Source organism: Streptomyces sp. NPDC043176 (assembly GCF_056436715.1).
In genome coordinates, this window is sequence record NZ_JBWKCA010000001.1 from 330,980 (window position 1) to 352,976 (window position 21,997).

General features: G+C 73.5%; 19 protein-coding genes. 10 read left to right on the top strand and 9 right to left on the bottom strand.

Going from position 1 to position 21,997, the window contains the following annotated elements:
- Positions 1–76 precede the first annotated feature (76 nt).
- Both lon and AC067A_RS01540 read left to right on the top strand, forming a co-directional pair.
- On the top strand, positions 77–2,488 hold the full coding sequence (gene lon / locus AC067A_RS01535; RefSeq protein ID WP_478612952.1) for an endopeptidase La: 2,412 nt from the start codon (positions 77–79) through the stop codon (positions 2,486–2,488).
- An 81-nt stretch (positions 2,489–2,569) separates the two neighbouring features.
- Positions 2,570–3,151 (top strand): DUF4240 domain-containing protein, encoded by a 582-nt coding sequence (locus AC067A_RS01540; protein ID WP_478612954.1) that lies wholly within the window; start codon positions 2,570–2,572, stop codon positions 3,149–3,151.
- A 106-nt stretch (positions 3,152–3,257) separates the two neighbouring features.
- Here the strand turns inward: AC067A_RS01540 and AC067A_RS01545 are convergent, their stop codons facing one another.
- Positions 3,258–4,145, bottom strand: a complete 888-nt coding sequence (locus AC067A_RS01545; RefSeq protein ID WP_478612957.1) for a lytic polysaccharide monooxygenase auxiliary activity family 9 protein — start codon at positions 4,143–4,145, stop codon at positions 3,258–3,260.
- Positions 4,146–4,350: 205 nt separating this feature from the next.
- Positions 4,351–5,181 (bottom strand): lysozyme, encoded by an 831-nt coding sequence (locus tag AC067A_RS01550; RefSeq protein WP_478612960.1) that lies wholly within the window; start codon positions 5,179–5,181, stop codon positions 4,351–4,353.
- Between the two features lie 277 nt (positions 5,182–5,458).
- Here AC067A_RS01550 and AC067A_RS01555 point away from each other — a divergent pair, with 277 nt between their 5' ends.
- Entirely contained in the window at positions 5,459–5,968 is a 510-nt protein-coding gene (locus AC067A_RS01555) for a MarR family winged helix-turn-helix transcriptional regulator (RefSeq protein WP_478612963.1), read from the top strand.
- Between the two features lie 227 nt (positions 5,969–6,195).
- Here AC067A_RS01555 and AC067A_RS01560 read toward each other — a convergent pair whose 3' ends face one another.
- A complete protein-coding gene (locus tag AC067A_RS01560) occupies positions 6,196–7,005 on the bottom strand; it encodes a hypothetical protein (protein WP_478612966.1) in 810 nt (269 codons plus the stop codon).
- A 371-nt stretch (positions 7,006–7,376) separates the two neighbouring features.
- On the opposite strand from AC067A_RS01560, the gene AC067A_RS01565 reads away from it, so the two are divergent.
- The 6 genes from AC067A_RS01565 (at position 7,377) to AC067A_RS01590 (ending at position 13,834) form a co-directional block, all read left to right on the top strand.
- Positions 7,377–10,334 carry a sensor histidine kinase gene (locus AC067A_RS01565; protein ID WP_478612968.1) on the top strand — a complete coding sequence of 986 codons (2,958 nt, stop codon included), beginning with the start codon at positions 7,377–7,379 and terminating at the stop codon, positions 10,332–10,334.
- A complete protein-coding gene (locus tag AC067A_RS01570) occupies positions 10,331–10,822 on the top strand; it encodes a roadblock/LC7 domain-containing protein (protein ID WP_478612971.1) in 492 nt (163 codons plus the stop codon). The genes AC067A_RS01565 and AC067A_RS01570 overlap by 4 nt, the downstream gene beginning before the upstream one ends.
- 5 nt (positions 10,823–10,827) lie before the next feature.
- Positions 10,828–11,241 carry a DUF742 domain-containing protein gene (locus tag AC067A_RS01575; RefSeq protein ID WP_478613500.1) on the top strand — a complete coding sequence of 138 codons (414 nt, stop codon included), beginning with the start codon at positions 10,828–10,830 and terminating at the stop codon, positions 11,239–11,241.
- The gene (locus AC067A_RS01580; protein WP_478612974.1) at positions 11,222–11,935 is read left to right on the top strand and encodes a GTP-binding protein; all 714 of its coding nucleotides are present in this window, start codon (positions 11,222–11,224) and stop codon (positions 11,933–11,935) included. The genes AC067A_RS01575 and AC067A_RS01580 overlap by 20 nt, the downstream gene beginning before the upstream one ends.
- Before the next feature lie 37 nt (positions 11,936–11,972).
- Positions 11,973–13,205, top strand: coding sequence for a styrene monooxygenase/indole monooxygenase family protein (locus AC067A_RS01585; protein WP_478612976.1), 1,233 nt, complete (start codon positions 11,973–11,975; stop codon positions 13,203–13,205).
- Between the two features lie 101 nt (positions 13,206–13,306).
- Positions 13,307–13,834, top strand: coding sequence for a DUF6584 family protein (locus tag AC067A_RS01590; RefSeq protein WP_478612979.1), 528 nt, complete (start codon positions 13,307–13,309; stop codon positions 13,832–13,834).
- Between the two features lie 190 nt (positions 13,835–14,024).
- Here AC067A_RS01590 and AC067A_RS01595 read toward each other — a convergent pair whose 3' ends face one another.
- The 4 genes from AC067A_RS01595 to AC067A_RS01610 form a co-directional block, all read right to left on the bottom strand.
- Positions 14,025–15,488: a C40 family peptidase gene (locus AC067A_RS01595; RefSeq protein ID WP_478612982.1), complete on the bottom strand. Its 1,464-nt coding sequence runs from the start codon at positions 15,486–15,488 to the stop codon at positions 14,025–14,027.
- 74 nt (positions 15,489–15,562) lie between these two features.
- Complete coding sequence (locus AC067A_RS01600) at positions 15,563–15,871, bottom strand: hypothetical protein (protein ID WP_478612984.1); 309 nt, start codon at positions 15,869–15,871, stop codon at positions 15,563–15,565.
- A gap of 34 nt (positions 15,872–15,905) precedes the next feature.
- The gene (locus AC067A_RS01605) at positions 15,906–16,628 is read right to left on the bottom strand and encodes a TetR/AcrR family transcriptional regulator (protein ID WP_478612987.1); all 723 of its coding nucleotides are present in this window, start codon (positions 16,626–16,628) and stop codon (positions 15,906–15,908) included.
- A gap of 221 nt (positions 16,629–16,849) precedes the next feature.
- A complete protein-coding gene (locus tag AC067A_RS01610) occupies positions 16,850–17,785 on the bottom strand; it encodes an AurF N-oxygenase family protein (RefSeq protein WP_478612990.1) in 936 nt (311 codons plus the stop codon).
- Between the two features lie 154 nt (positions 17,786–17,939).
- On the opposite strand from AC067A_RS01610, the gene AC067A_RS01615 reads away from it, so the two are divergent.
- Positions 17,940–19,049: a ferritin-like domain-containing protein gene (locus AC067A_RS01615; protein ID WP_478612993.1), complete on the top strand. Its 1,110-nt coding sequence runs from the start codon at positions 17,940–17,942 to the stop codon at positions 19,047–19,049.
- Positions 19,050–19,101: 52 nt separating this feature from the next.
- On the opposite strand, the gene AC067A_RS01620 is transcribed toward AC067A_RS01615, so the two are convergent.
- Together AC067A_RS01620 and AC067A_RS01625 are read right to left on the bottom strand one after the other, a co-directional pair.
- On the bottom strand, positions 19,102–20,577 hold the full coding sequence (locus AC067A_RS01620; RefSeq protein WP_478612995.1) for a penicillin-binding transpeptidase domain-containing protein: 1,476 nt from the start codon (positions 20,575–20,577) through the stop codon (positions 19,102–19,104).
- Positions 20,574–21,953: an FtsW/RodA/SpoVE family cell cycle protein gene (locus AC067A_RS01625; protein WP_478612998.1), complete on the bottom strand. Its 1,380-nt coding sequence runs from the start codon at positions 21,951–21,953 to the stop codon at positions 20,574–20,576. Before AC067A_RS01625 ends, AC067A_RS01620 begins: the two co-directional genes overlap by 4 nt.
- Positions 21,954–21,997: the final 44 nt, after the last annotated feature.

Here is a 21,997-nt window from a genome sequence, read left to right on the forward strand (position 1 = left end):
ACGAACGTCCGGGAACATTCCTGGGCTCAGGTGCATTGAGTCGGTACAGCTCAACTTGACTGCCGAAGGGGAGATCATGGCTTCTGAGTCCATGGCGTCCGTGCCGCTCACTCTGCCCGTGCTGCCGCTCGACGACGAGGTCGTGCTGCCCGGCATGGTGGTGCCGCTCGACCTGTCCGACAACGACGTACGGGCCGCCGTCGAGGCCGCCCAGGCCGCCGTGCGACCCGGAGCCGGAAAGCCGCGGGTGCTGCTCGTGCCCCGCGTCGACGGGACCTACGCCGCGACCGGCGTCCTCGGCGTCGTCGAGCAGGTGGGGCGCCTCTCCGACGGCGACCCCGGCGCCCTCATCCGCGGCATCGGCCGCGTCCGCATCGGCGCCGGCACCACCGGCCCCGGCGCGGCCCTGTGGGTGGAGGGCAGCACGGTCGAGGAGACCCTGCCCGACCCGCTGCCCGGCTCGGTGACCGAACTGGTCAAGGAGTACAAGGCGCTCGCCACCAGCTGGCTCAAGAAGCGCGGGGCCTGGCAGGTCGTCGACCGCGTCCAGCAGATCGACGGCGTCGGCGCGCTCGCCGACAACTCCGGTTACTCGCCCTTCCTCACCGTCGAGCAGAAGGTCGCGCTCCTGGAGGCCGCCGACCCGGTCGCCCGCCTCAAGCTCGCCACCGCCCAGCTCCGCGAGCACCTCGCCGAGCAGGACGTCGCCGAGACCATCGCCAAGGACGTCCAGGAGGGCGTCGACAAGCAGCAGCGCGAGTTCCTGCTCCGCCGCCAGCTCGAAGCCGTGCGCAAGGAGCTCCGTGACCTCAACGGCGAGGCCGAGGGCGACGAGTCCGACGACTACCGCGCCCGCGTGGAGGCCGCCGACCTGCCCGAGAAGGTCCGCGAGGCCGCCCTCAAGGAGGTCGAGAAGCTGGAGCGGTCCAGCGACCAGTCCCCCGAGGGCTCCTGGATCCGCACCTGGCTCGACACCGTCCTCGAACTGCCGTGGAACGAGCGGACCGAGGACCGCTACGACATCCGGGGCGCCCGCGCCGTCCTCGACGCCGAGCACGCCGGCCTCGACGACGTGAAGGAACGCATCACCGAGTACCTCGCCGTGCGCAAGCGGCGCTCCGACCGCGGCCTCGGCGTCGTCGGCGGCCGCCGCGGCGGAGCCGTGCTGGCCCTGGTCGGCCCGCCCGGCGTGGGAAAGACGAGCCTGGGACAGAGCGTCGCCCACGCCATGGGCCGCGAGTTCGTCCGGGTCGCCCTCGGCGGCGTACGGGACGAGGCCGAGATCCGCGGCCACCGGCGGACCTACGTCGGCGCGCTGCCCGGCCGGATCGTCCGCGCCATCAAGGAGGCCGGGTCCATGAACCCGGTGGTCCTGCTCGACGAGATCGACAAGGTCGGCTCCGACTTCCGGGGCGACCCGGCGGCGGCGCTGCTCGAAGTCCTCGACCCGGCGCAGAACCACACCTTCCGCGACCACTACCTGGAGGTCGAGCTCGACCTCTCCGACGTCGTCTTCCTCGCCACGGCCAACGTCCTCGAGGCCATCCCCGAGGCGCTCCTCGACCGCATGGAGCTGGTCAGGCTCGACGGCTACACGGAGGACGAGAAGGTCGTCATCGCCCGCGACCACCTGCTCCCGCGCCAGCTGGAGCGGGCCGGCCTGGAGTCCGGCGAGGTCGTCCTGGAGGAGGCCGCGCTGCGGAAGCTGGCCGGCGAGTACACCCGGGAGGCGGGCGTCCGCACCCTGGAGCGGTCGATCGCCCGGCTGCTGCGGAAGGTCACGGCCCAGCACGAACTCGGCGACCGCGAGCTGCCGTTCACGGTCACCCCGGAGGACCTGCGGGAACTCATCGGCCGGCCGCACCACGTGCCCGAGTCCGCCCAGGACCCGGCCGAGCGGCGCACGGCCGTGCCGGGCGTGGCCACCGGCCTCGCGGTCACCGGGGCGGGCGGTGACGTGCTCTTCGTCGAGGCGTCCCTCGCCGACCCGGAGACCGGCGCCGCCGGGCTGACCCTCACCGGCCAGCTGGGCGACGTGATGAAGGAGTCCGCGCAGATCGCGCTCTCCTTCCTCCGCTCGCACGGTGCGGAGCTCGAGCTGCCCGTCACCGGTCTCAAGGACCGCGGCGTGCACATCCACTTCCCGGCGGGTGCCGTCCCCAAGGACGGCCCGAGCGCGGGCGTCACCATGACGACCGCACTCGCGTCCCTGCTGAGCGGGCGCCTGGTCCGCACGGACGTGGCCATGACCGGAGAGGTCTCCCTCACCGGCCGGGTGCTGCCGATCGGCGGCGTGAAGCAGAAGCTCCTCGCCGCGCACCGGGCGGGCATCACCACGGTCGTGATCCCCAAGCGGAACGAGGCCGACCTGGACGACGTCCCGGCCGAGATCCTGGAGAAGCTGGAGGTCCACCCGGTGACGGACGTCCGGCAGGTGCTGGAGATCGCGCTGGCCCCGGCGGAGGTGCCGGTGGGCGTGGCCGCGTAACCCCCTCGTGAGCGGGGTGTCCCTCGGGGCACCCCGCTCCGGCGTGCACGGATGTCAGTCGGGGCTGGCATCCTCGTACACATGAACGACGACGCCTTCTGGGCTCTCATCGACGAGTTGAGCCGCCGTCCCGGTGACCGGGACGAGCGGCTGGAGTGGCTGCGGGCGGAGCTGACACGGCGTCCGGCGGTCGAGAGCGTGGCGTTCCAGGTGTTCCTTGAGGAGGCCTGCGAGGCCGCCGACACCCGCGCGCTGTGGACGGCGGCGAACCGGGTCGAGGGCGGCTGCTCGGACGACGGCTTCCACTACTTCACGCTCTGGCTGGTGGGGCAGGGGCGCGAGGTGTACGAGTCGGTCCTCGCCGACCCGGACGCGCTGGCCGACCTGCCCGCGGTGCGGGCGCTCGCCGGCCGCCACCGGGACACCTGGCAGGACGACGAGTGGCCCGAGTGGGAGGAGCTCGACTACGTCGCGCAGGACGCGTTCGACGAGCTGACCGGGCAGGAGGACGACGAGGGGGACGAGTTCCTCGACGCGGTCGAGGAACTCGCGGAGGAGCGGGGAGAGCGGGAAGAGGGCGAGGCGCCGTGGGCGTCCGCGCCGGAGGGGATGGCGACACCCCGGCTCACCGCCCTCTTCCCGCTCGGTTCGTCCGTCTCCTAGGGGACGCCGGGACACCCGGTGACCGGATGCCCCGGGGTGCCCGGGGCACCTGGTGGGGGCCGGAGGCGGCCGGTGACGGCCGGGGCCTCCGGTGTCACCGGGGGCGTCAGGAGGCGGACGAGTCTCGGCGGCGGCCCAGGAGGAGGCTGCCGGCGGCGAAGACGGCGAGGGCGCCCGCGCCCGCCAGGGCCAGGGGGAGCGGGCTGGAGGGGGATCCGGCCGCATCCGCGGAGAGGACCGGGGCCTGCTCGTCGCCGCCGTGGCCCGCGTGGCTCACGGTGGAGAGCTCGGCGCCCGCCGCGATCTTCGCCTCGGTCGGGGCGGTGGCCCGCGTGCCGGTGGCCGTGCCCGCCGCCGTGCCGCCGAAGGTGACGTCCGAGCAGCTGTAGAACGCCTCGGGACTGTCGCTGCGCTGCCACACCTTGTAGACGATGTGGCGGCCGGTGCGGGCCGGCAGGTTGCCGGTGAAGTCGTAGTAGCCGTCGGTCGAGGTCCGGGTGGTGGGGTGGACGGCGACGGGGGTGGCGTCCAGGTCGGACCACTTGAGCGGCTGCGTCGGGTCGAAGCCGGGCTTGGTGATGTAGACCGTCATGGTGCCCGAGTGGGGCGCGGTGACCCGGACCCTGAAGTCGAAGGAGCCGGCGGCGACGGCCGTCGCGGGCCAGTCGGTGCGCGCCCAGTCCAGGGCGCGGTACTTGGCGCGGTTCGCCGAGCAGAGCTTGCCGTCCGGGATGAGCGCCTGGTGCTGCCCGTCGGCGTTGGCGATGTTGACCTCGTTCCAGTCGTACAGCGGCTGGGTGCCGGAGTCGGCGACGAGGTCCTTGCACACCTGGGACTTGGGCGTCTCGGGGCCCTCGGCGTAGCAGGCGGCCACCCGGCTGACGGGGTTGAAGACGGCTCCGTGGGCGACGGCCGTCGTCGGGGTGAGGGTGACGAGCGCGGCGGCGGACAGGGTGGCCGCGGTGACGGCGGAGGTGCGGCGGTAGGAGGCCATGCGGGGGCTCTCTCTCGTGCGTGGGGAGTACGGGACGAGCAACACGCGTCGGCCGCAGGGGAGTTGTCTTCCCGGCGACCGGCGTAGAGCCTCGCATTGGTCCATACCAATGAGCAAGGGGGTGGTGCGAAAAAGCCGCGGCGGCCCCCGGGGTGCCGTACCCCCGGGGAGCCGCCGCGGACCGGTGGACGCGCGGAGGGGCTGGTCAGCCGTTCGCGAGCGCCTGTACGCGCGAGTAGTCGCCGTTGAAGTGGTTGTGGTCGCCGACCGTCGGGCCGGAGGAGGTGTACTGCCAGATCGTGTAGTACGGCCAGCCGGCCGGGAGTTCGCCGACCTCGGAGGCGTACCGCGCGATCCAGAGCGGATTGGTGCCGGCGAAGGCCGCCGAGTTGCCGGTGCACTGCTTCCACCAGCTCGTCGCCGTGTAGATCACCGGGTCGCGGCCGGTCCGGTACCGGTAGCGGTTCACGAAGTCCTGGATCCAGGCGACCATCCCGGACGCCGTCTTGCCGTAGCAGGTCGCGCCGTACGGGTTCCACTCGATGTCGAGCACCCCCGGCAGGGTCTTCCCGTCCTTCGACCAGCCGCCGCCGTTGTTCACGAAGTAGTCGGCCTGGGCGGCGCCGCTCGCGGTGTCCGGGGTGGCGAAGTGGTACGTGCCGCGGATCATGCCCACGTTGTAGGAGCCGTTGTACTGCTGGGTGAAGTACGTGTTCTTGTAGTACGTGCCTTCCGTCGCCTTGACGTAGGCCCACCTGACCCCGCTGTTCCACAGCGTGGACCAGGCCACGTTGCCGTTGTGGCTGGAGACGTCCACGCCCTCCGTCTGGGTGGCCAGGGTGGTGGCGCCGCCGGGCTTCACGCCCTTGCCGTCGTGCGCGATCACGCCCATGCCCATGTACGCGGAACCGCGTTCGGGGACGGCCCGGGCGCCCGGGTCCTGGGCGGCGCCGGCGGATCCGGCGAGGGGCAGGAGCAGGGCCAGCGTCGCGAGGGCCGCGCCGGCGAGGGTCGTTCCGGATCTGTGCACACGCATTGCGTGCCTCCGAAAGGCTCGGTGGGGGGAGCTCTGTTGGGGGAGCGGGCGCAGGGTGCCGACGGGTCATGGAATGGACATGTCATCCCGGCGCCGGGCACGACGCTACGCACGTAGACCACCCGGCGGAAGGGGGCCCGATCGCCGCCGTTGGTCTACGCCTGCGAAATACTGGAGGAGCTGCGGCGATGGCCGCGGCGGGAAGAAACTTTCAGCCGCCGGAAACCGGCGGCCCGGCCACCGGACAGCCGCCGGAGGACACGTGGGAGGTGCTGACGTGCACGGAAGCGGTACGGGAAGCGACGGCCGGGCCGCCGGGGGCGCGGCCGGGCGCGGACGGAGCGAGGCGCCCGGCGTGGACCCCGAGTTCCTGGCGCTCGAACGCGAGCTGGCGGTGTTCCTGCGCCGGGCACGGGCACAGTCGGGGGAGATGGCGCGGGAGGTGCACCCCGAACTGGAGCCCGCGGCCTACGGCCTCTTCGTCCGGCTCGACGAGGCCGGGCCGCAGCGCGCCACCGAACTCGCCGGCTACTTCGGGGTCGGGAAGGCGACGATGAGCCGTCAGCTGAGGGCCCTGGAGGTCCTCGGGCTCGTCGTCCGGGACCCGGACCCCGCCGACGGGCGCGCCTCCCTGGTGCGCCTCACGGAGGAGGGCCGGGACCGCTTCCGGCACGTGCGTGACGCGCGGCGCGAGCGGTACGTGCGCAAGCTGGTCGACTGGGACCGCGGGGAGGTCGCGGAACTGGCGCGACTGCTGCACCACTTCAACGTACGGGCGGAAGGCTGAGCCGGGCCCGCCCGGCGGCCTCACCGCCCTCCCGCACGACGGGCCCCGCCGCCGGCCGCCCTCCGCACGACGGGCCCGCCACCCGGCCTCGGCCGAATCGGCGTCCTCCCGCACGACGGGTCCCGCCGCCGGCCGTCCTCTGCCCGGCGGCCTCACCGCCCTCCCGCACGACGGGCCCCGCCGCCGGCCGCCATCCGGCCGCGGCCTGGCCGGTCGTCCGGTCCCGGTCAGCCGGACCGGCGCCGGCCGGGGGCGCCGAGTTCCACGTACGCCGCCGTGGCGTCGTCGTGCCGCTTCCAGCGGTGCGTGCCGCCCGCCCGCGCGTCGGCCGCCTCCAGGTCCCGCACTCGGCCCAGGAGACCGACCGCGCCCTCCTCGCGCAGGACGCCGAGGCAGGCCGTCCAGTCGCCCGCGCCGAACAGCTCCACCCAGCGGCTCGCCCCGTCCGTGAGCGCCGCCAGGGCGCGTACCCGCGCGCGGGGGGTCGTACCGGTGATCGCCCGCTCCGCGACCGCGGGGTCGGCCGCGGCGGTGAAGAATCCGCCCTCCCGATTGCGAAGCCGGTCCGTCGCCTCCAGCGAACGCCGGACCGCGTCGGGGACCCGGTCGAGCCGGTCGTCGAGGACCGCCCGGACCGTGCCGTCCGGCTCCTCCAGGAGGAGGGCGGAGTCGGACAGGACGAGATGCTCGACCGAGGCCTCGTCCCAGCGGGCGAGGACGACGGTCGCCTGAGGCGTTCGCACGTGAGAAAGGTCACAGGAGTGCCGGTGGGCTTCCGCGGTGCGCCGGATGGCGTGCGACAGGATCTCGGACAGGGGCATGTCCGGTCGAGAAGCGGACAGTTCGGTCAAAGCCCCGCCGAGCCGCGCGGTGAACCACGGCACGCCGTGCACACAACCGCCATCACCGGCGGGTGGTGTGACGCCGTCGAGCAGGACCACGGTTCCCCCGCCCCCCGAACCGGGCAGAGCGGCTGCCACCCAGTCCTCGTTGGGGCGTTCGGGGCTGCCGGGGAGTGAGGCGACGTCGCTGCGCATGCGTCCCAGTGTGCCCGCCCCCCGTCCGGCGGCCGCGTCCTCCTTCACGGGACCTGCAAATGACCGGAAATGGCCTGTACCAAGCATGCGGCCGCGGCGCGTGAGGCGGAACGGGCACCTCCGGAGAGCTGCGGGCGGGCATCCTGCCAAAGCCCGCCCGGAAGATCCAACCGGCGCCCCGCCGGGACCCGCGAAACGGGCCCGGAGAAGTTGTTCGCCAACTACTGAGTGTTGTTCACTCGTTCGGGTGGCGGAGCGGCCGATGCGCGCCTCCTTCCCAGAAGCGCTGGAATGGTCGGAAGCCGTACCAGGGGTGGGGGCGCTCCATGTGACCGGTCGTCACCTCTGCTTTGTGGGCGGACGAGTCAAGAATGCGAGCACCGGTGCAGAAGAAGCGGCCTCGGAGCAACAACGGCACGCGGAGCCAGGCCCCCGGTGCGGAGCCGGTCCCGGACGCCGCGGCGACGCCACCGGCGCAGCAGACCCCCGCAGGCCGCACCAAGCGCGTCCGCAACCGCCTGGTCGCCGGTGTCGCCCTCGTCGGCGTCACCGTACTCGCCGCCGGGGCCCCCGCGGTCCTCGCCGCCTCAGCCGAGCTGACCGACTCCCAGCGTCTGGTCACCCTCGCCGAACTCGACCGGCAGGCCGTCACCCTGGCGCACTCCCTCGCCGACGAGCGCGACGAGGTCGTCGCGTACATCGCCGCGGGCCGCGACGCGCAGACCGGCGACGCCAAGCACCGGCGGCAGATCACCGACACCCGGTCCACCCGCGTCGACCGGCAGATCGACGAGATCCGGCCCGCCGCACCCACCGAACTCCGCCGGGACCTCGCCGGAGTGCCCTCCATCCGCCGCACCGCCCTCACCGGCAAGGGCACGGCCCTGGAGGCCCACAAGGCGTACTCGGACGTCATCGGCAAGCTCCAGGTCCTCGCCGACGAGCTCGCCGACAAGACCCCGGCCCGCGCCGCCGACGCCTCGCTCACCGAGGCCACCCGCGCCCCGGCCGCCCTCGGCCGCGCCGTCGAACAGGCCTCCGCCACCCGCGGCCTGCTCCTCGCCGCACTCTCCGTGCCGCAGCCGGAGCCCACCGGCGACGTCCACTACGACTCCGAGTCCGGCACCTACGTCCCCGACGTGCCCGAAGGCGCCGAGGAGGCCGAGCGCGCCCGCGACCTCCTCAGCGCCGCCGCCCAGCAGGCCCGCGTCCGCGAACTCGCCGCCCTCGGCGACTTCGACCAGGCCGCCGGGGCCGCCGCCCGCGACTCGCTCGCCGCCACCGTCACCGGCCCCGACGTCAAGAGCGCCCAGCGCTTCCTCGCCTCCCTCACCGACCAGCCCCGGCTCACCGAGGCCGAGCGCGCGACCGACCCGGCCGGCCTGGAGTCGGCCCTCTCCGCCCGCATCGAGCAGATGCGCGGCGTCGAGTCCGCCCTCGCCGCCGGGCGCGTCGAGCGGATCGGCGTGCTCCGCGACGACGACGTCACCGCCCTCGAACTGCGCCTCGCCTTCCTCGGCGGCTGCTTCCTGGTCGCGATCGGCATCTCCACCTACGTCGCCCGCACCCTCACCCGGCCCCTCGCCGTCCTCCGCATCGGCGCCGCCCGGCTGGCCGCGGCGCCCGCGCCGCACACCGAGGAGCAGGTCCGCTTCACCGGCCGCAACGACGAGTTCGCGCAGGTCGTCCGCTCCCTCAACACCTTGCACGGCAAGCTCGCGGGCCTCGCCGGGCAGGCCGAACGGCTCACCGACGAGCGGACCGACCTCGTCGCGGCCAAGGAGGCCGTCGGCGCCGAACTCGCCGCCCAGCGCGCGGACCTCCAGGGCCGCGTCGCCCTGCTCACCGCCGACCTCGAACGGCTCCGGAACACCGTCCACCACACCTTCGTCAACCTCTCGCTGCGCAGCCTCGGGCTCGTCGAGCGCCAGCTCGGCGTCATCGAGAAGCTGGAGGAGCGCGAGCAGGACCCGGACCGCCTCGGCACCCTCTTCAAGCTCGACCACCTGGCGACCGTCATGCGCCGCCACAGCGAGAACCTGCTCGTCCTCGCCGGCCACGAGCACGTCCACGGGCACGCCGGGCCCGTCCCGCTGGTCGACGTGCTGCGCGCCGCCGTCAGCGAGATCGAGCGGTACGAGCGGGTCACCATCCAGTCCCTGCCGCCGCACGCCCAGGTCGCCGGCTTCGCCGCGGACGACCTGAGCCACCTCGTCGCGGAGCTCCTGGAGAACGCCACCTCCTTCTCGCCGCCCGACGCCGAGGTCCAGCTCTCCGGCTGGCTCCTGGAGAGCGGCGAGGTGATGCTCTCCGTCCAGGACGCCGGCATCGGCATGACCTCCTCGCGGTTCGCCGAGCTGAACGCCCGGCTGGCCGACGCGGACCCGGACGCCTTCGACGGCGAGGGGCTCGGCATGCGGGTCATCGCCCTGCTCGCCGCCCGCCACGGTGTCCGCGTCGAGCTCCGCGAGCAGCAGCAGGGCGGCACGGCGGCCGTCGTCGTCCTCCCGCTGCCCCTGCTGCCCACCGCCCCGCCGGCCGCCGTGTCCCCTCCCGTACGGGTGGCGGGCACGGCCCCCACGATCCACCTTCCCGGCTCGGTCGCGGAGGCGAACTCCAACACCCTGCCGTCCCGCACCCGCGACCCCCTCGTGGAGGCCGCCGAGCGGGCCGTCCTCGCCGCGGAGGCGGCCGGCGAGATGACCGAGCGCACCCCGGAACCGGAACCCGAGCCGGTGTACGAGCCCGAGCCGGCCTACGAGCCCGAGCCCGAGGCGCGGTACGAGCCGGCCCCGGAACCGGCGTACACCCCGGAACCGGCACCCGAGCCGGCCTGCGAGCCCGAGCCCGAGGCCCGGTACGAGCCCGCGCCCCTCGGGGAGTCCGTCTCCGAGACCACGCTCCAGGTGCGGCTGCCCGACCCGCCGCCCGAGCCGGACGCGCACGAGCGCGCGGTGGAGCACGGCGAGGCGACCCACCGGGCGGAGGACCCGGCCGCCACGGCTCCGGCACCGGAGCCGGCCGTCGACCCGGGGGTTCCCGGGCCGCGCCCGGCCCAGTGGGAGCGGGTCACGGACAAGGGGCTGCCGAAGCGCACCCCGCAGGTGGTCCGTCAGCCCGACGCCGCCGCCACCACCCGTAAGGGCAGCGTGGACGCGGAGGCCCTGCGCCGGCGTCTCGGTGGCTTCCACCAGGGAGCCAAGGCCGGACGGCGCGACGTGGAGGCCGAGTTGGAGGCGGAGCCGATGGACACGGCCCGGACCGAGGCCATAAGGACTGCACGTACAGAGGAGACGACGGGGGACACAGTCGAGGAGGCACGCAGTTGACCGCGACGGGAACGTTCGGACTGAGCACGGAGGCCCGCAACCTGCAATGGCTGCTGGGCAATCTGGTCGAGGAGGTGCCCGGCGTCCGCTCGGTGGCCGTCGTCTCCTCCGACGGTCTGCTCCTGCTGTCGTCCGACCCGGCTGCCCAGCAGACCACGACGACCGCCGCCGACCCCGCCCGCCCGGGCGGGCCGCGCGGCTCCAGCGCCGACCTGGCCACCATCGTCTCCGGGATCGGCAGCCTCACCATCGGCGCCGCCCGGCTGATGGACGGCGGCGGGGTCAAGCAGACCATGGTGGCGATGGAGGAGGGCAGCGTCTTCGTGATGTCGATCAGCGACGGATCGCTGCTCGGCGTGCACGCCACGCCCGACTGCGACATGAGCGTCGTGGCGTACCACATGGCGCTCTTCGTGGGCCGCGCCGGACACGTCCTCACGCCCGAGGTCCGCAGCGAGCTGCGCAAGTCGATGGAGGGCCCCCGGTGACGGCGATGTCCTCGGCCTCACAGGTCCACCGGCTGCCGGTCCGGGGCGAGGGACGGCGCCCCGCGCGCGTGCGCCCGTACTCGCTGACCGGCGGCCGCACCCGCTTCGGGCACGTCCTGCTCGTCGAGACCTTCGTGGCGGCGCTCGAAGCGCCGGCCGTCCGCAAGGTCCTGACGGACGGCGGGCCCGCGGCCCGCGGGCTGATGCCGGAGATGCGCGCCATCGTCGAGATCTGCCGCCGGATGCGGACGGTCGCGGAGATCTCGGCGCTCCTCAAGATGCCGTTGGGGGTCGTCCGGGTGCTGCTCAGCGACCTGGCCGACCAGGGAAAGATCCGTGTGTACGGGACCGGTCACGGCACCGGCCAGCCCGACCGCGCGCTCCTCGAAAGGGTGCTGAGTGGACTCCGTCGTCTCTGACGCCTCCGCCGTCTCCGAATCACCGGCGGTCGCGGGCATTCCCGCGCAGCCCCGGACCGGTCCTTCCGCACCGGGCGCGTCCGGACCGGACCCGGCCGGACCGGACGCCGAGGACGGCGCCCAGGACTGGCAGCTCGACCACACCCGCGCCCCGATCGCGACGAAGATAGTCGTCGCGGGCGGCTTCGGCGTCGGCAAGACCACCTTCGTCCGCGCGGTCTCGGAGATCACCCCGCTCCAGACCGAGGCGCTGATGACCCAGGCGAGCGAGGAGACCGACGACCTCACCGCCACCCCGGACAAGCTCACCACCACGGTCGCGATGGACTTCGGCCGGATCACGCTCGACAACGACCTGGTGCTGTACGTCTTCGGCACGCCGGGGCAGCAGCGCTTCTGGTTCATGTGGGACGACCTGGTGCGCGGTGCGATCGGCGCGATCGTGCTGGCCGACACCCGGCGGCTCACGGACTGCTTCCCGGCCCTGGACTACTTCGAGAGCTGCGGGCTGCCGTACATCGTGGCCGTCAACCACTTCGAGGGCACCGAGGTGTTCGAGGCGGAGGACGTCAGGGAGGCCCTGACCGTCCCTCCGCACGTACCCGTGGTGATCATGGACGCGCGCAAGCGCTACAGCGTCGTCGAGAGCCTGCTCGCGATGGTCGCGCACGCGCTCGAAGCCACCCCCGAATAGCACTCCCCCTCGCTCACAGTCGCCAGGAGCACCACCCATGCGGAAGATACTCATAGTCGGCGCCGGACAGTCCGGCCTCCAGCTCGCCCTCGGCCTCCAGTCCCAGGGGTACGAGGTCACGCTCATGTCGAACCGGACGGCGGACGAGATCCGGTCCGGCCGGGTCATGTCCACCCAGTGCATGTTCGACACCGCGCTCCAGCACGAGCGGGACCTCGGCCTCGACTTCTGGGAGTCCCAGGCGCCCCGGATCGAGGGCCTCGGCGTCTCGGTCGCGGGCCCCGACTCCGCCCGCGTGATCGACTGGGTGGGCCGGCTCGACGGGTTCGCCCAGTCCGTCGACCAGCGCGTGAAGATGGCCGGCTGGATGGAGACCTTCGCCCAGCGCGGCGGCCAGCTGGTGATACACGGCGTGGCCGTCGGCGACCTGGACTACTTCTCCCGCAGCTACGACCTGGTGCTCGTCGCCGCCGGCAAGGGCGAGCTGGTCTCCATGTTCGGCCGGGACGCGTCCCGCTCGCCGTACGCCGAGCCGCAGCGCGCCCTCGCCGTCGCGTACGTCCACGGCCTCGGCCCGCGCCCCGAGCACCCCGACTTCGACGCGGTCCGCTGCAACGTGGTGCCGGGCGTCGGCGAGCTGTTCGTCATGCCGACGCTCACCACCGGCGGCCGTGCCGACATCCTCTTCTGGGAGGGCGTCCCCGGCGGTCCGCTCGACGTCTTCCAGGGCGTCAAGGACCCCTCCGAGCACCTGGCGCTGACGCTGGAGCTGATGGAGCGGTTCACGCCCTGGGAGTACGCCCGGGCCACCAAGGTCGAACTGACCGACGCGGGCGGCACCCTCGCCGGCCGGTACGCGCCGACCGTCCGCAACCCGATCGGCCGGCTGCCCGGCGGCGGCCTGGTCCTCGGCGTCGCCGACGTCGTCGTCGCCAACGACCCGATCACCGGCCAGGGCTCCAACTCGGCGGCCAAGTGCGCCGCCGCGTACCTCGCCGCCATCGTCGAGCACGGCGACCGGCCCTTCGACGAGGAGTGGATGCAGGGTGCCTTCGAGCGCTACTGGCAGACGGCCCGGCACGTCACCAAGTGGACGAACGCCATGCTGGCCCCGCCGCCGGAGCACGTCCTCAACCTCCTCGGCGCCGCCGGCGGGCTCCAGCCCGTCGCCGACCGCTTCGCCAACGGCTTCAACGACCCCGCCGACTTCGAGAACTTCTTCTTCGACCCGGAGAAGACGAACGCGTACCTGGCGTCGGTCTCCGGCTGACGCACCGACGGCACGCCGACGGCCGGTCCCGTTCACGGGGCCGGCCGTCGGCGTCGTAAAACGGGTCGAGGCGTTCCGGTCGGATGGCCGATCATGTGTTCATGTCACTGGAGAACACCTTGGCCCGTGTGGACGCCGACCTCGCCGCGGGGCGTGTGCCCATGGCCCGGCAGCGGCTGCGCGGGCTGGTCTCGTCGTTTCCGCAGGATCCGGTGGTGCGGCGCAGGCTGGCCGAGGTGTACCGGTTGTACGGGGACGCGGCCGAGGCGGGGCGCTGGATGTACCTCGAAGAGGACCGGGACACGGACGAGACGGCGGCGTTCGAGGAGCGGTACGGGTCCCCCGGGTGGCGGATGAAGGCCCTGGCGTGGCGGGGGACCGAGGCGCTGGCGCCGACCGTGTTCGCCCAGGAGCAGCTGGTGGCCGTGCGTACCGCCCACGCCGAGGAGTCGGGGCGGGCGGTCGACTGGGACGATCCGGCGTCCTACGAGGACGACGGGTTCGGCGAGGCCGCGCCGGAGAGCGGTGGGTGGAGCGTCGGCGGGGTGCTCGCGGGACTCGGCTGCCTGGTGGGGGGTACCGCGTTCGCGGCGGTCTGGGTGATCGGCGTGATCGCGCTCTTCGAGTAGGACCCGGCCACGCCGCACGCCGCACGCCGCACGCCGCACGGCGAACGGGGTGAGGTTGCCGGCGATGCCGAGCCCGAGGCGATGACTTGGGCATGACGGGGCTCCGTGGCCGTGACGAGAGGTCGGTAAGGACCCGGCAGGCTTGTCGTGTATTGCTTTCACGGGCAAGTCCCTTGGGCGGAGGGGGACTTCATGGGCGGTCGAAGCCCTCGTCCGCGCCGTCCGAGGCGCCGTGCGGAAGGGCGGGCGGGGTGTACGAGGCCAGGGCGCGGCCGCCCGGATCGGGGCGTACGGCCCCGAGCAGCGGGTTCGCCGCGATGGGGGAGACCTTCACCTTCCCGCCGGGGCGCGGCGCCTGCACCACCAGGCCCCCGCCGAGGTAGAGCGCGACATGGGTGGCGCCGGGGAAGTACACCACCAGATCGCCGGGGCGCAGCTCGCCGAGCGGCACGCGGGGAAGGGCCGCCCACTGCTCCTGGCTGGTCCGCGGGATCTCCCGCCCCGCCGCCGCCCACGCCCGCTGGGTCAGCCCCGAGCAGTCGTACGCGTCCGGGCCCTCCGCCCCCCACTCGTACGGCTTGCCGATCTCGCCCACCGCGAATTCCAGCGCCTCCCCGCCCGCCCGCGACGGGGTGCGGGTGCCGTCCAGGACACCGGAGTCGAGCAGCTCGCGCTGCGCGCCCGCGGTCTGGGCGCGCTCGAGCTCGGTCAGCCGGGTGAGCTGCTCGGCCGAGAGGCCGGCGAGCAGCTTCTCCACCTCCCGCAACCTGCCCGTCACCTCGTCGCGCCGGGTGCGCTGCGCCGCCGCGAGGCCCTGCTGCCGGTCCAGGGCCTTGCGCGAGGCGCTCGCGAGGGCGTCGGCCCGGCGCTCGGCCCCTTCGAGCCGCCCGACGGCCGTGGCCCGGCCGCGGGCCGCGCGGGCCATCAGATGCCCCTGGTCGAGCGCCGACTGCGGGTCCGACGAGAACAGCAGCCCCAGGTACGAGGAGAACTCGGACCTGCCCTGGTACTGCTCCCGCGCGATCCGTCCCGCCTCGGCGCGCCCCCGGGCCAGGGCGGTCCGGGCGGCGGTGAGCCGGGCCGTGACCTTCCTGGTGTCGGCCGTCTGCGCCTTCAGCGCCTCCTCGGCGGCGTTGAACCGTTCCGTGGCCTCCTCCGCCTGCCGGTACAGCGTCCGCAGCCGGGTCAGGAGCCCGGCCACGGAATCGCCACCGGGGGGCGGCAGGGCGGCGGCGTCGTCGGCCGCGGCGGCCTCCGGATCACCGGCTTCCGGCGCGAGGGGGGCGCCGGGCCTCGTGGAGGGGGGCTTCGGGCCGGCCGGGTCCGCCGGATCCGTCGGGTCCGTCGTCGGGTCGAGTGGATCGAGGGGGGCGAGTGGGTCGAGCGGGTCCGTCGGTTCCGCGCTCGGGTCCGCCGGGTCGGCGGTCGGGTCCGCCGGGTCGCTCGGGTCCGCCGTCGGGGCGGCCGGACGCGCGGCCGGGTCCACCGGGCCGACCGGCTCCGCCGCCGGGTCGGCCCAGGCGATCGGGGCCCGGGCCGGGGGGTCCGCGGGCGGGTCGGGTGCGGCGGCGCCCGCCGCCGGGAGTGCCCCGGTGAGCGCGGTCACCGCGGCGAGCGCCCCCGTGCAGACCGTGCGCAGCAGTCTTCGTGACACGTCACCACCTCCAGGAGGATGATGGCGTGTCACTTCATCCGATTACCGTACGAATCGGGGCGCGTCCGGCGTCCTCACCCGTTCGGCTCAGCGTCCTTCGGGTCCCTCGCGGCGCCGCCGGCCGGCTTGGACCACGGCCACCTCGGTTCGCGCCGCTCGCGGCCCTCGGGGGCGTACTCGTAGACCCAGCCGCGCTGCAGACCGAGCCGCTTCGTGTACCCCGCGGGCTCGCGCCGGTAGGCGTACAGGGTCGGCGGGCGGCCGTCGTGGGCCGGGACCGGGACCTCGTACCACTTCGGCGGATGGCCGGTCGGGCCGACCAGGATCGGCAGCACCCGGCCGTCGAGGGGGCCGCCGCGGAAGGGGGTGTTCTCGCTTCTCACCCCTCCAGTCTCTCCCGCCGCCTCCGGCACCGGCTCACAGCAGGTGCGCCGCCTCGCCGAGCACCGGGACGACCCTGCGGGCGAGCGTCGCCACCGGTCCCGCGGCGGTCTCCTGCGCGAGGAGCCGCCGGACGACGTCCGCGGTCTCCGCGTCGCTCGCCGTGGTCGCCGCGAGCAGGGCGACCAGGTGGTCGACGAGCCAGTCCCGCAGCTCCCGTGCCGGGGGCTGCTTCTCCTCGTCGAGCCAGATGAGCGAGGCCGCCTCCACGGCCGCGATCCACGTCCGGACCAGCATGGAGAGCCGGGAGCCGGGCCGCTCCGCCCCCAGGTGGAAGAGGATCTGCTCGGCGGCGGCCCGCCGGACCTCGTCCACGATCGCGGTCGTCCGGGAGGTCTCGGCGACGCTGCCGCCCCGCAGCAGGGCGCTGAACCCGGCGTCGTGCTCGTCGACGAAGGCCAGGTACCGGTCGAGCACCCGGCCGAGCCGCTCCGTGGGCGGCCCCTCCGGCGGCTCGGTGAAGCAGCGGTTCAGGGCGTCGGCCGAGGACCGCAGGGCCGCCTCGTACAGCTGCTGCTTGCCGCCGGGGAAGTACCGGTAGACGAGGGGCCGTGAGACACCGGCCGCCTCGGCGACGTCGTCGAGCGAGACGTCCTCGGGCGCCTGATGGGCGAAGAGCCCCAGGGCGGCGTCGAGCAGCTGCCCGCGCCGCTCCTCGACGGTGAGCCTGCGGTACGCGGGAGTGGCGGCGCTGGTCATGCTCCGCAGCGTAGTCGTGGAGCGTTCCCCTCAGGCGGCCGGCCGGATGCCCGGCGCGGACGGGCGGGGCTCCCGGGCGGGCGGCCGACGCCGGACGCCGAGCCGCGGTCCCGGACGGGCGGCCGAGCCGGACGGCGGGGTGGACGGCGGGGTGGACGGCGGTCCGGACGCCGAGCCGGACGCCGGGGCGGGACGCCGGGGTCCGGCTCGGCGGCGGCCTCTCAGGCCAGCAGGCCGGAGGACCGCCAGAGGCGGCGGCCCGGGCCGCGCAGGAGGCCGATGTCGTCGAGGAAGTCCGTCAGGCGCTTGGCGCCGGACCGCATGACCTCGCGGCGGTGCCCGCTCGCCTTCACCTGGGCGACGGCCTCCCGGCGGTCCAGGCCCACCGCCTCGTACACCCCGGGGTTGACGAAGCAGGTGGAGAAGACCCGGGCGGCCTCGCCGCAGCTCAGCCGGGTGAACTCCTGCTCCCAGCGCGGAGCGGTCGCCATCTGGCGGCGCAGCTCCTCGCGGGCGTACCGCACGTGGCGGGCCTCCTCGACGACGTGGATCCGGGTGACCCCGCGCACCAGGGTCTGCACCCGCTCGTCCGGGAAGGTCAGGCGCTGCATCCAGTCGAGGATCTCCTCGCCGAGCAGGGTGGCCGCGAAGGAGCCGGGGGTGGTGGAGACGGTCTTCAGGACCCGCGCGAGGTTGTGGTAGATCCGCGGCACCGGGTAGGCGGGGGTGCCGCCGCGGGTGATCAGCCGGGCGAACATCATCGAGTGCCGGCACTCGTCGGCGATCTCGGTGAGCGCGTACCGCACGTGATGGCTGGTCAGCGACTTGTCGTAGATGTGCCGGACGAGCAGCTGCATCAGGATGATCTCGAACCAGATGCCGAGCGAGGCGAGCGAGGCGGCCTCGTGGCGCGAGAGGGCGATCCGCTGCTCCTCGGACATCCGGCGCCACAGCGGGGTGTCGTAGAGCGAGACGAGCTCGGGTGGCCAGAACCACTTGCCGTCCTCGAAGGGCGCGTCCCAGTCGAGTTCGGTGTCCGGGTCGAAGGAGTGCTTGCGGGAGGACTCCAGGAGGCGCTCGGCGACCTGCTCACGGTCGCGCAGCGGCCCCAGGGCGTCCCGGAGGAGGCTGAAGTCGGGCTCGGTGAAGGGGGTCATGGTTCGGCACCTCACTGTGCTCGCCGTCGCGTTACCGGGGGTCGCTCTCGATGAGACAACCCGTCAGCAAGCCCGTCAATCCCTTGCGCGCGACTTGTTGACGACCTGTCTATCACCGTGTGAGCCTGCTGGAAACGGACGGAAGGAGTCGTCGGTGTCGACGCACGACCTCTACGTGAACGCCCCCGCCGGACCCGTGTGGCAGGTGCCGGCCACCGGCGCCGCCCGCTTCTCGTGGGACTACGACGACGGCCGCGAGCGCCTCCTCGCCCTCTACCGGAAGGGCAAGGACAAACAGTGGGACGGCGCCACCCGCATCGACTGGGACCTGGAGGTCGACCCGTACGACCCGCTCGGCACCCCCGACGAGGTCCTCAACCTCTACGGCACCCGCCACTGGGCGAAGATGACCGAGAAGGACAAGGGCGACCTGCGGCGCCACTACTCCTCCTGGCAGTTCAGCCAGTTCCTCCACGGCGAGCAGGGCGCGATGATCTGCGCCGCCCGGATCGTCGAGTCCGTCCCCGACCTCGACGCCAAGTTCTACTCGGCCACCCAGACCATGGACGAGGCCCGGCACGCCGAGATCTACGGCCGCTTCCTCCACGAGAAGATCGGGATGCTCTACCCGATCAACGACGACCTCCAGGGCCTGCTCGACGACACCCTGCGCGACTCCCGCTGGGACGTGCCCTACCTCGGCATGCAGGTCCTCATCGAGGGCCTGGCCCTCGCCGCCTTCGGCATGATCCGCGACACCACCGACAAGCCGCTCCCCAAGCAGATCCTCGCCTACGTGATGCAGGACGAGGCCCGGCACGTGGCCTTCGGCCGGATGGCGCTGCGCGACTACTACCGGCAGCTCTCCGACGCCGAACTCCGCGAGCGCGAGGAGTTCGTCATCGAGGGCTGCCACCTGATGCGCGACCGGCTGCGCGGGGTCGAGGTCCTGGAGAACTTCGGCATCCCGAAGAAGGAGGCGGAGGAGCTGAGCGAGCAGAGCGAGTTCCTGCACCTCTTCCGCAAGCTGCTGTTCAGCCGGATCGTGCCCTGCGTCAAGGACATCGGCCTCTGGGGCGAACGCCTCCAGAAGGCCTACCTCGACATGGGCGTCTTCGACCTCGGCGACTCCGACCTGGACCTCCTCATGACCCAGGACGAGGAGATCGCCGAACGCCTCGACGCGCAGCGCTTCGCGGCGGAGGAACAGGCCCGCGTGACGGAGGTCGCGGACGCGATCGCGGAGGGCGCGGCCGGCGAGTGACCCTCGCGACGGGGGACTCCTCCCGCTCCCGGGCGCTGGGCCCGCGGGGGGCCTACCTCCGGGACTCGGCCTCCAGGCGCAGGGCCTCCTGCATCACGGCCTTGGCGATGGGGGCCGCGCTGCCGCCGCCGCTGATGTCGGTGCGGGAGGCCTCCGCGTCCTCGACGACGACGGCCACCGCGACCGCGGGCTGGGCCGAGTGCTCCGCCTGCGCCCAGGCGATGAACCAGGCGTAGGGGGTGCCGGTGTTGCCGAAGCCGTGCTGGGCGGTGCCCGTCTTGCCGCCGACGCGGGCCCCGGGGATCGCCGCGTTCGTGCCGGTGCCCTCCTCCACGGCCTTGACCATCAGGCGCTGGAGCTGGATCGCGGTGGAGGGGTTCATCGCCTGGCGGTAGCTGCGGCGGCCGGTGCGGTCGACCGTCGTGCCGCCGGAGGTCGTGGTGCGGTCGACGAGGTGGGGGTGGGCGATCTCCCCGTTGTTGGCGACGGCCGCCGCGACCATCGCCATCTGGAGCGGGGTCGCCGTCGTGTCGAACTGCCCGATCGACGAGAGCGCCAGCTGGTCCGGGCTCATCTCCCGGTCGAAGTTGGACTTCGCGACCCAGGACGGGACCCGCAGGGCGGTGTCGTTGAAGCCGAACCGCTCCACCGCGTCGACCATGCCGGTCAGTCCGACCTCCACCGCGAGGCCGGCCATCACCGTGTTGCACGACCACTGGATCGCGTAGGCGAGGGTGGCGTCGGCGCAGCCCTTCGCCTCGTTCGGCAGCACCTGCCGGGTGCCCGGCAGCACGAACGGGTCCGGGGTGTCGGTGGGCGCGTCGACGTCCCGGACGGCCCCGGCGTCCAGGGCCGCCGCCGCCGTCACGATCTTGAAGGTGGAGCCGGGCGGGTACGTCTGCCGCAGGGCCCGGTTCAGCATCGGCTGGTTCGGGGAGGTGTTCAGCCGCCTCCACGCGTCCTTGACCCCCCGCCCCGTCCCGGAGAGGACTCCGGGGTCGTACGACGGCGAGCTGACGAGGGCCAGGACGCGACCGCTGGACGGCTCGACGGCCACGACCGCGCCGCGCTTCCCGTCGAGTCCCCGGAAGGCGGCCTCCTGCAGGGAGGCGCGGATCGTGGTCACCACGTCGCCGCCCGGCTGGTGGTTGCGGGTGAGGTCGTTCCAGAGGGGGAGCGGCGCCAGCATCGGGTCGGTCCCCGACAGGACCTCGTCCTCGGCGTGCTCGATGAGCGTGGTGCCGTACGTCTGGGAGGCGAAGCCGGTCAGGGGGGCGTACAACGGCCCCTGCCGGTAGGTGCGTTCCCAGCGCAGCTGCTGCCGGCTGTCCCGCGAGCCGGTGACCGGCTTCCCGTCGACGACGATCTCGCCGCGCGGTTCGGCGTACCGCTCGATCGCGATCCGCCGGTTCGCCGGGTTGCCGTCGAGCTCCCCGGCCTCGAGGACCATCACCCGGGCGGCGTTGACGAGCAGGGCGACGAGGAGGACGAGGCAGAGGGCGGCCGCCCGGCGGATGTAGCGGATCACCGGACCTCCTGGGTCACGCGCGCGAGCGTCCCGGTGTCGGCGTCGTCCGGCCGGGGGGCGCGGGCCGAGTCGCTGACCCGGATGAGGAGGGCCACGATGACCCAGTTGGTGACGACCGACGAGCCGCCCTGGGCCAGGAACGGCATCGCCATGCCGGTCAGCGGGATGAGGCCCATCACCCCGCCGGCGATGACGAACACCTGGAGGGCCACGATCGAGGCGAGCCCGATGGCGAGCAGCCGCCCGAAGGGGTCGCGCAGCGAGAGGCCGGCGCGGTAGCCGCGGGCGACGAGCAGCGCGTAGAGCAGGAAGAGCGCGGTGAGGCCGACGAGCCCCAGCTCCTCGCCGGCCGTCGCCAGGATGAAGTCGGACTTCACGGCGAAGCCGATGAGGACCGAGTGGCCGAGCCCGAGGCCGGTGCCGAGGATTCCCCCGGCGGCGAAGGCGAACAGCGACTGGGCCAGCTGTCCCGGCCCCTCGCCCGCCCGGATGGAGGCGTAGGGGTCGAGCCAGTCCTGCACCCTGCTGTGCACGTGCGGTTCGAGCGACCCGACGAGGAACGCGCCGGCGGAGGCGAGCACGAGGCCGACCGCGATCCAGCCGGTCCGCCCGGTCGCCACGTACAGCATGATCACGAAGAGGCCGAAGAAGAGCAGCGAGGTGCCGAGGTCCCGTTCCAGGACGAGCACGCCGACGCTGAGGAGCCAGATCGCCACGATGGGTCCGAGCACCCGACCGGTGGGGAACTGGAACTTCCAGATCCGGCGGCCGGTGTACGCCAGGGCGTTGCGGTTGGCGGCGAGGTACGCGGCGAAGAACACCGCGAGCAGGATCTTGGCGAACTCACCCGGCTGGAACGAGAGCCCGCCGATCCTGATCCAGATCTTCGCCCCGTTCACCGCCGGGAAGAAGATCGGCAGGATCATCAGGCCGAGCGCGGCGGCCACCGACACGTACGCGTACCCCTGGAGCGTGCGGTGGTCGCGCAGCAGCAGGACGACCACGATGAAGAGCGCCACCCCGAGCGTGGACCAGACGAGCTGCGTCGCCGCCGCCTGGTCGTGCGGCGTCTCCAGGTCGAGGCGGTAGATCAGCACCAGGCCCAGGCCGTTGAGCAGGACCGCGATCGGCAGCAGCAGCGGATCGGCGTACGGGGCGCGGAACCGGACCGCGAGATGGGCCGTGAGCGCGAGCAGCCCGAGTCCGGCGCCGTAGCGGGCGGCGTCCGGCGGCACGGCGCCGCTCCGGGCGAGGCCGACCGCGGCGTAGCCGGAGACGGAGATGAGGACGGCGCAGACGAGGAGGGAGAGTTCCACGCCGCGGCGCTTCGGGATGCGTACCCCGGGCGGGGGAGCGTCCGTGCGCGGTGCGGTCATGGTCGGCAACGTAGCAAGCGGTATGCCCTATGTCCCTTTTGTGT

Bases quoted from the DNA above. Each gene is read 5' to 3' on its own strand.
- lon (WP_478612952.1), top strand. From the start codon at position 77: ATGGCTTCTGAGTCCATGGCGTCCGTGCCGCTCACTCTGCCCGTGCTG.
- AC067A_RS01540 (WP_478612954.1), top strand. From the start codon at position 2,570: ATGAACGACGACGCCTTCTGGGCTCTCATCGACGAGTTGAGCCGCCGT.
- AC067A_RS01545 (WP_478612957.1), bottom strand. From the start codon at position 4,145: ATGGCCTCCTACCGCCGCACCTCCGCCGTCACCGCGGCCACCCTGTCC.
- AC067A_RS01550 (WP_478612960.1), bottom strand. From the start codon at position 5,181: ATGCGTGTGCACAGATCCGGAACGACCCTCGCCGGCGCGGCCCTCGCG.
- AC067A_RS01560 (WP_478612966.1), bottom strand. From the start codon at position 7,005: ATGCGCAGCGACGTCGCCTCACTCCCCGGCAGCCCCGAACGCCCCAAC.
- AC067A_RS01565 (WP_478612968.1), top strand. From the start codon at position 7,377: ATGCGAGCACCGGTGCAGAAGAAGCGGCCTCGGAGCAACAACGGCACG.
- AC067A_RS01575 (WP_478613500.1), top strand. From the start codon at position 10,828: ATGTCCTCGGCCTCACAGGTCCACCGGCTGCCGGTCCGGGGCGAGGGA.
- AC067A_RS01585 (WP_478612976.1), top strand. From the start codon at position 11,973: ATGCGGAAGATACTCATAGTCGGCGCCGGACAGTCCGGCCTCCAGCTC.
- AC067A_RS01590 (WP_478612979.1), top strand. From the start codon at position 13,307: ATGTCACTGGAGAACACCTTGGCCCGTGTGGACGCCGACCTCGCCGCG.
- AC067A_RS01605 (WP_478612987.1), bottom strand. From the start codon at position 16,628: ATGACCAGCGCCGCCACTCCCGCGTACCGCAGGCTCACCGTCGAGGAG.
- AC067A_RS01610 (WP_478612990.1), bottom strand. From the start codon at position 17,785: ATGACCCCCTTCACCGAGCCCGACTTCAGCCTCCTCCGGGACGCCCTG.
- AC067A_RS01625 (WP_478612998.1), bottom strand. From the start codon at position 21,953: ATGACCGCACCGCGCACGGACGCTCCCCCGCCCGGGGTACGCATCCCG.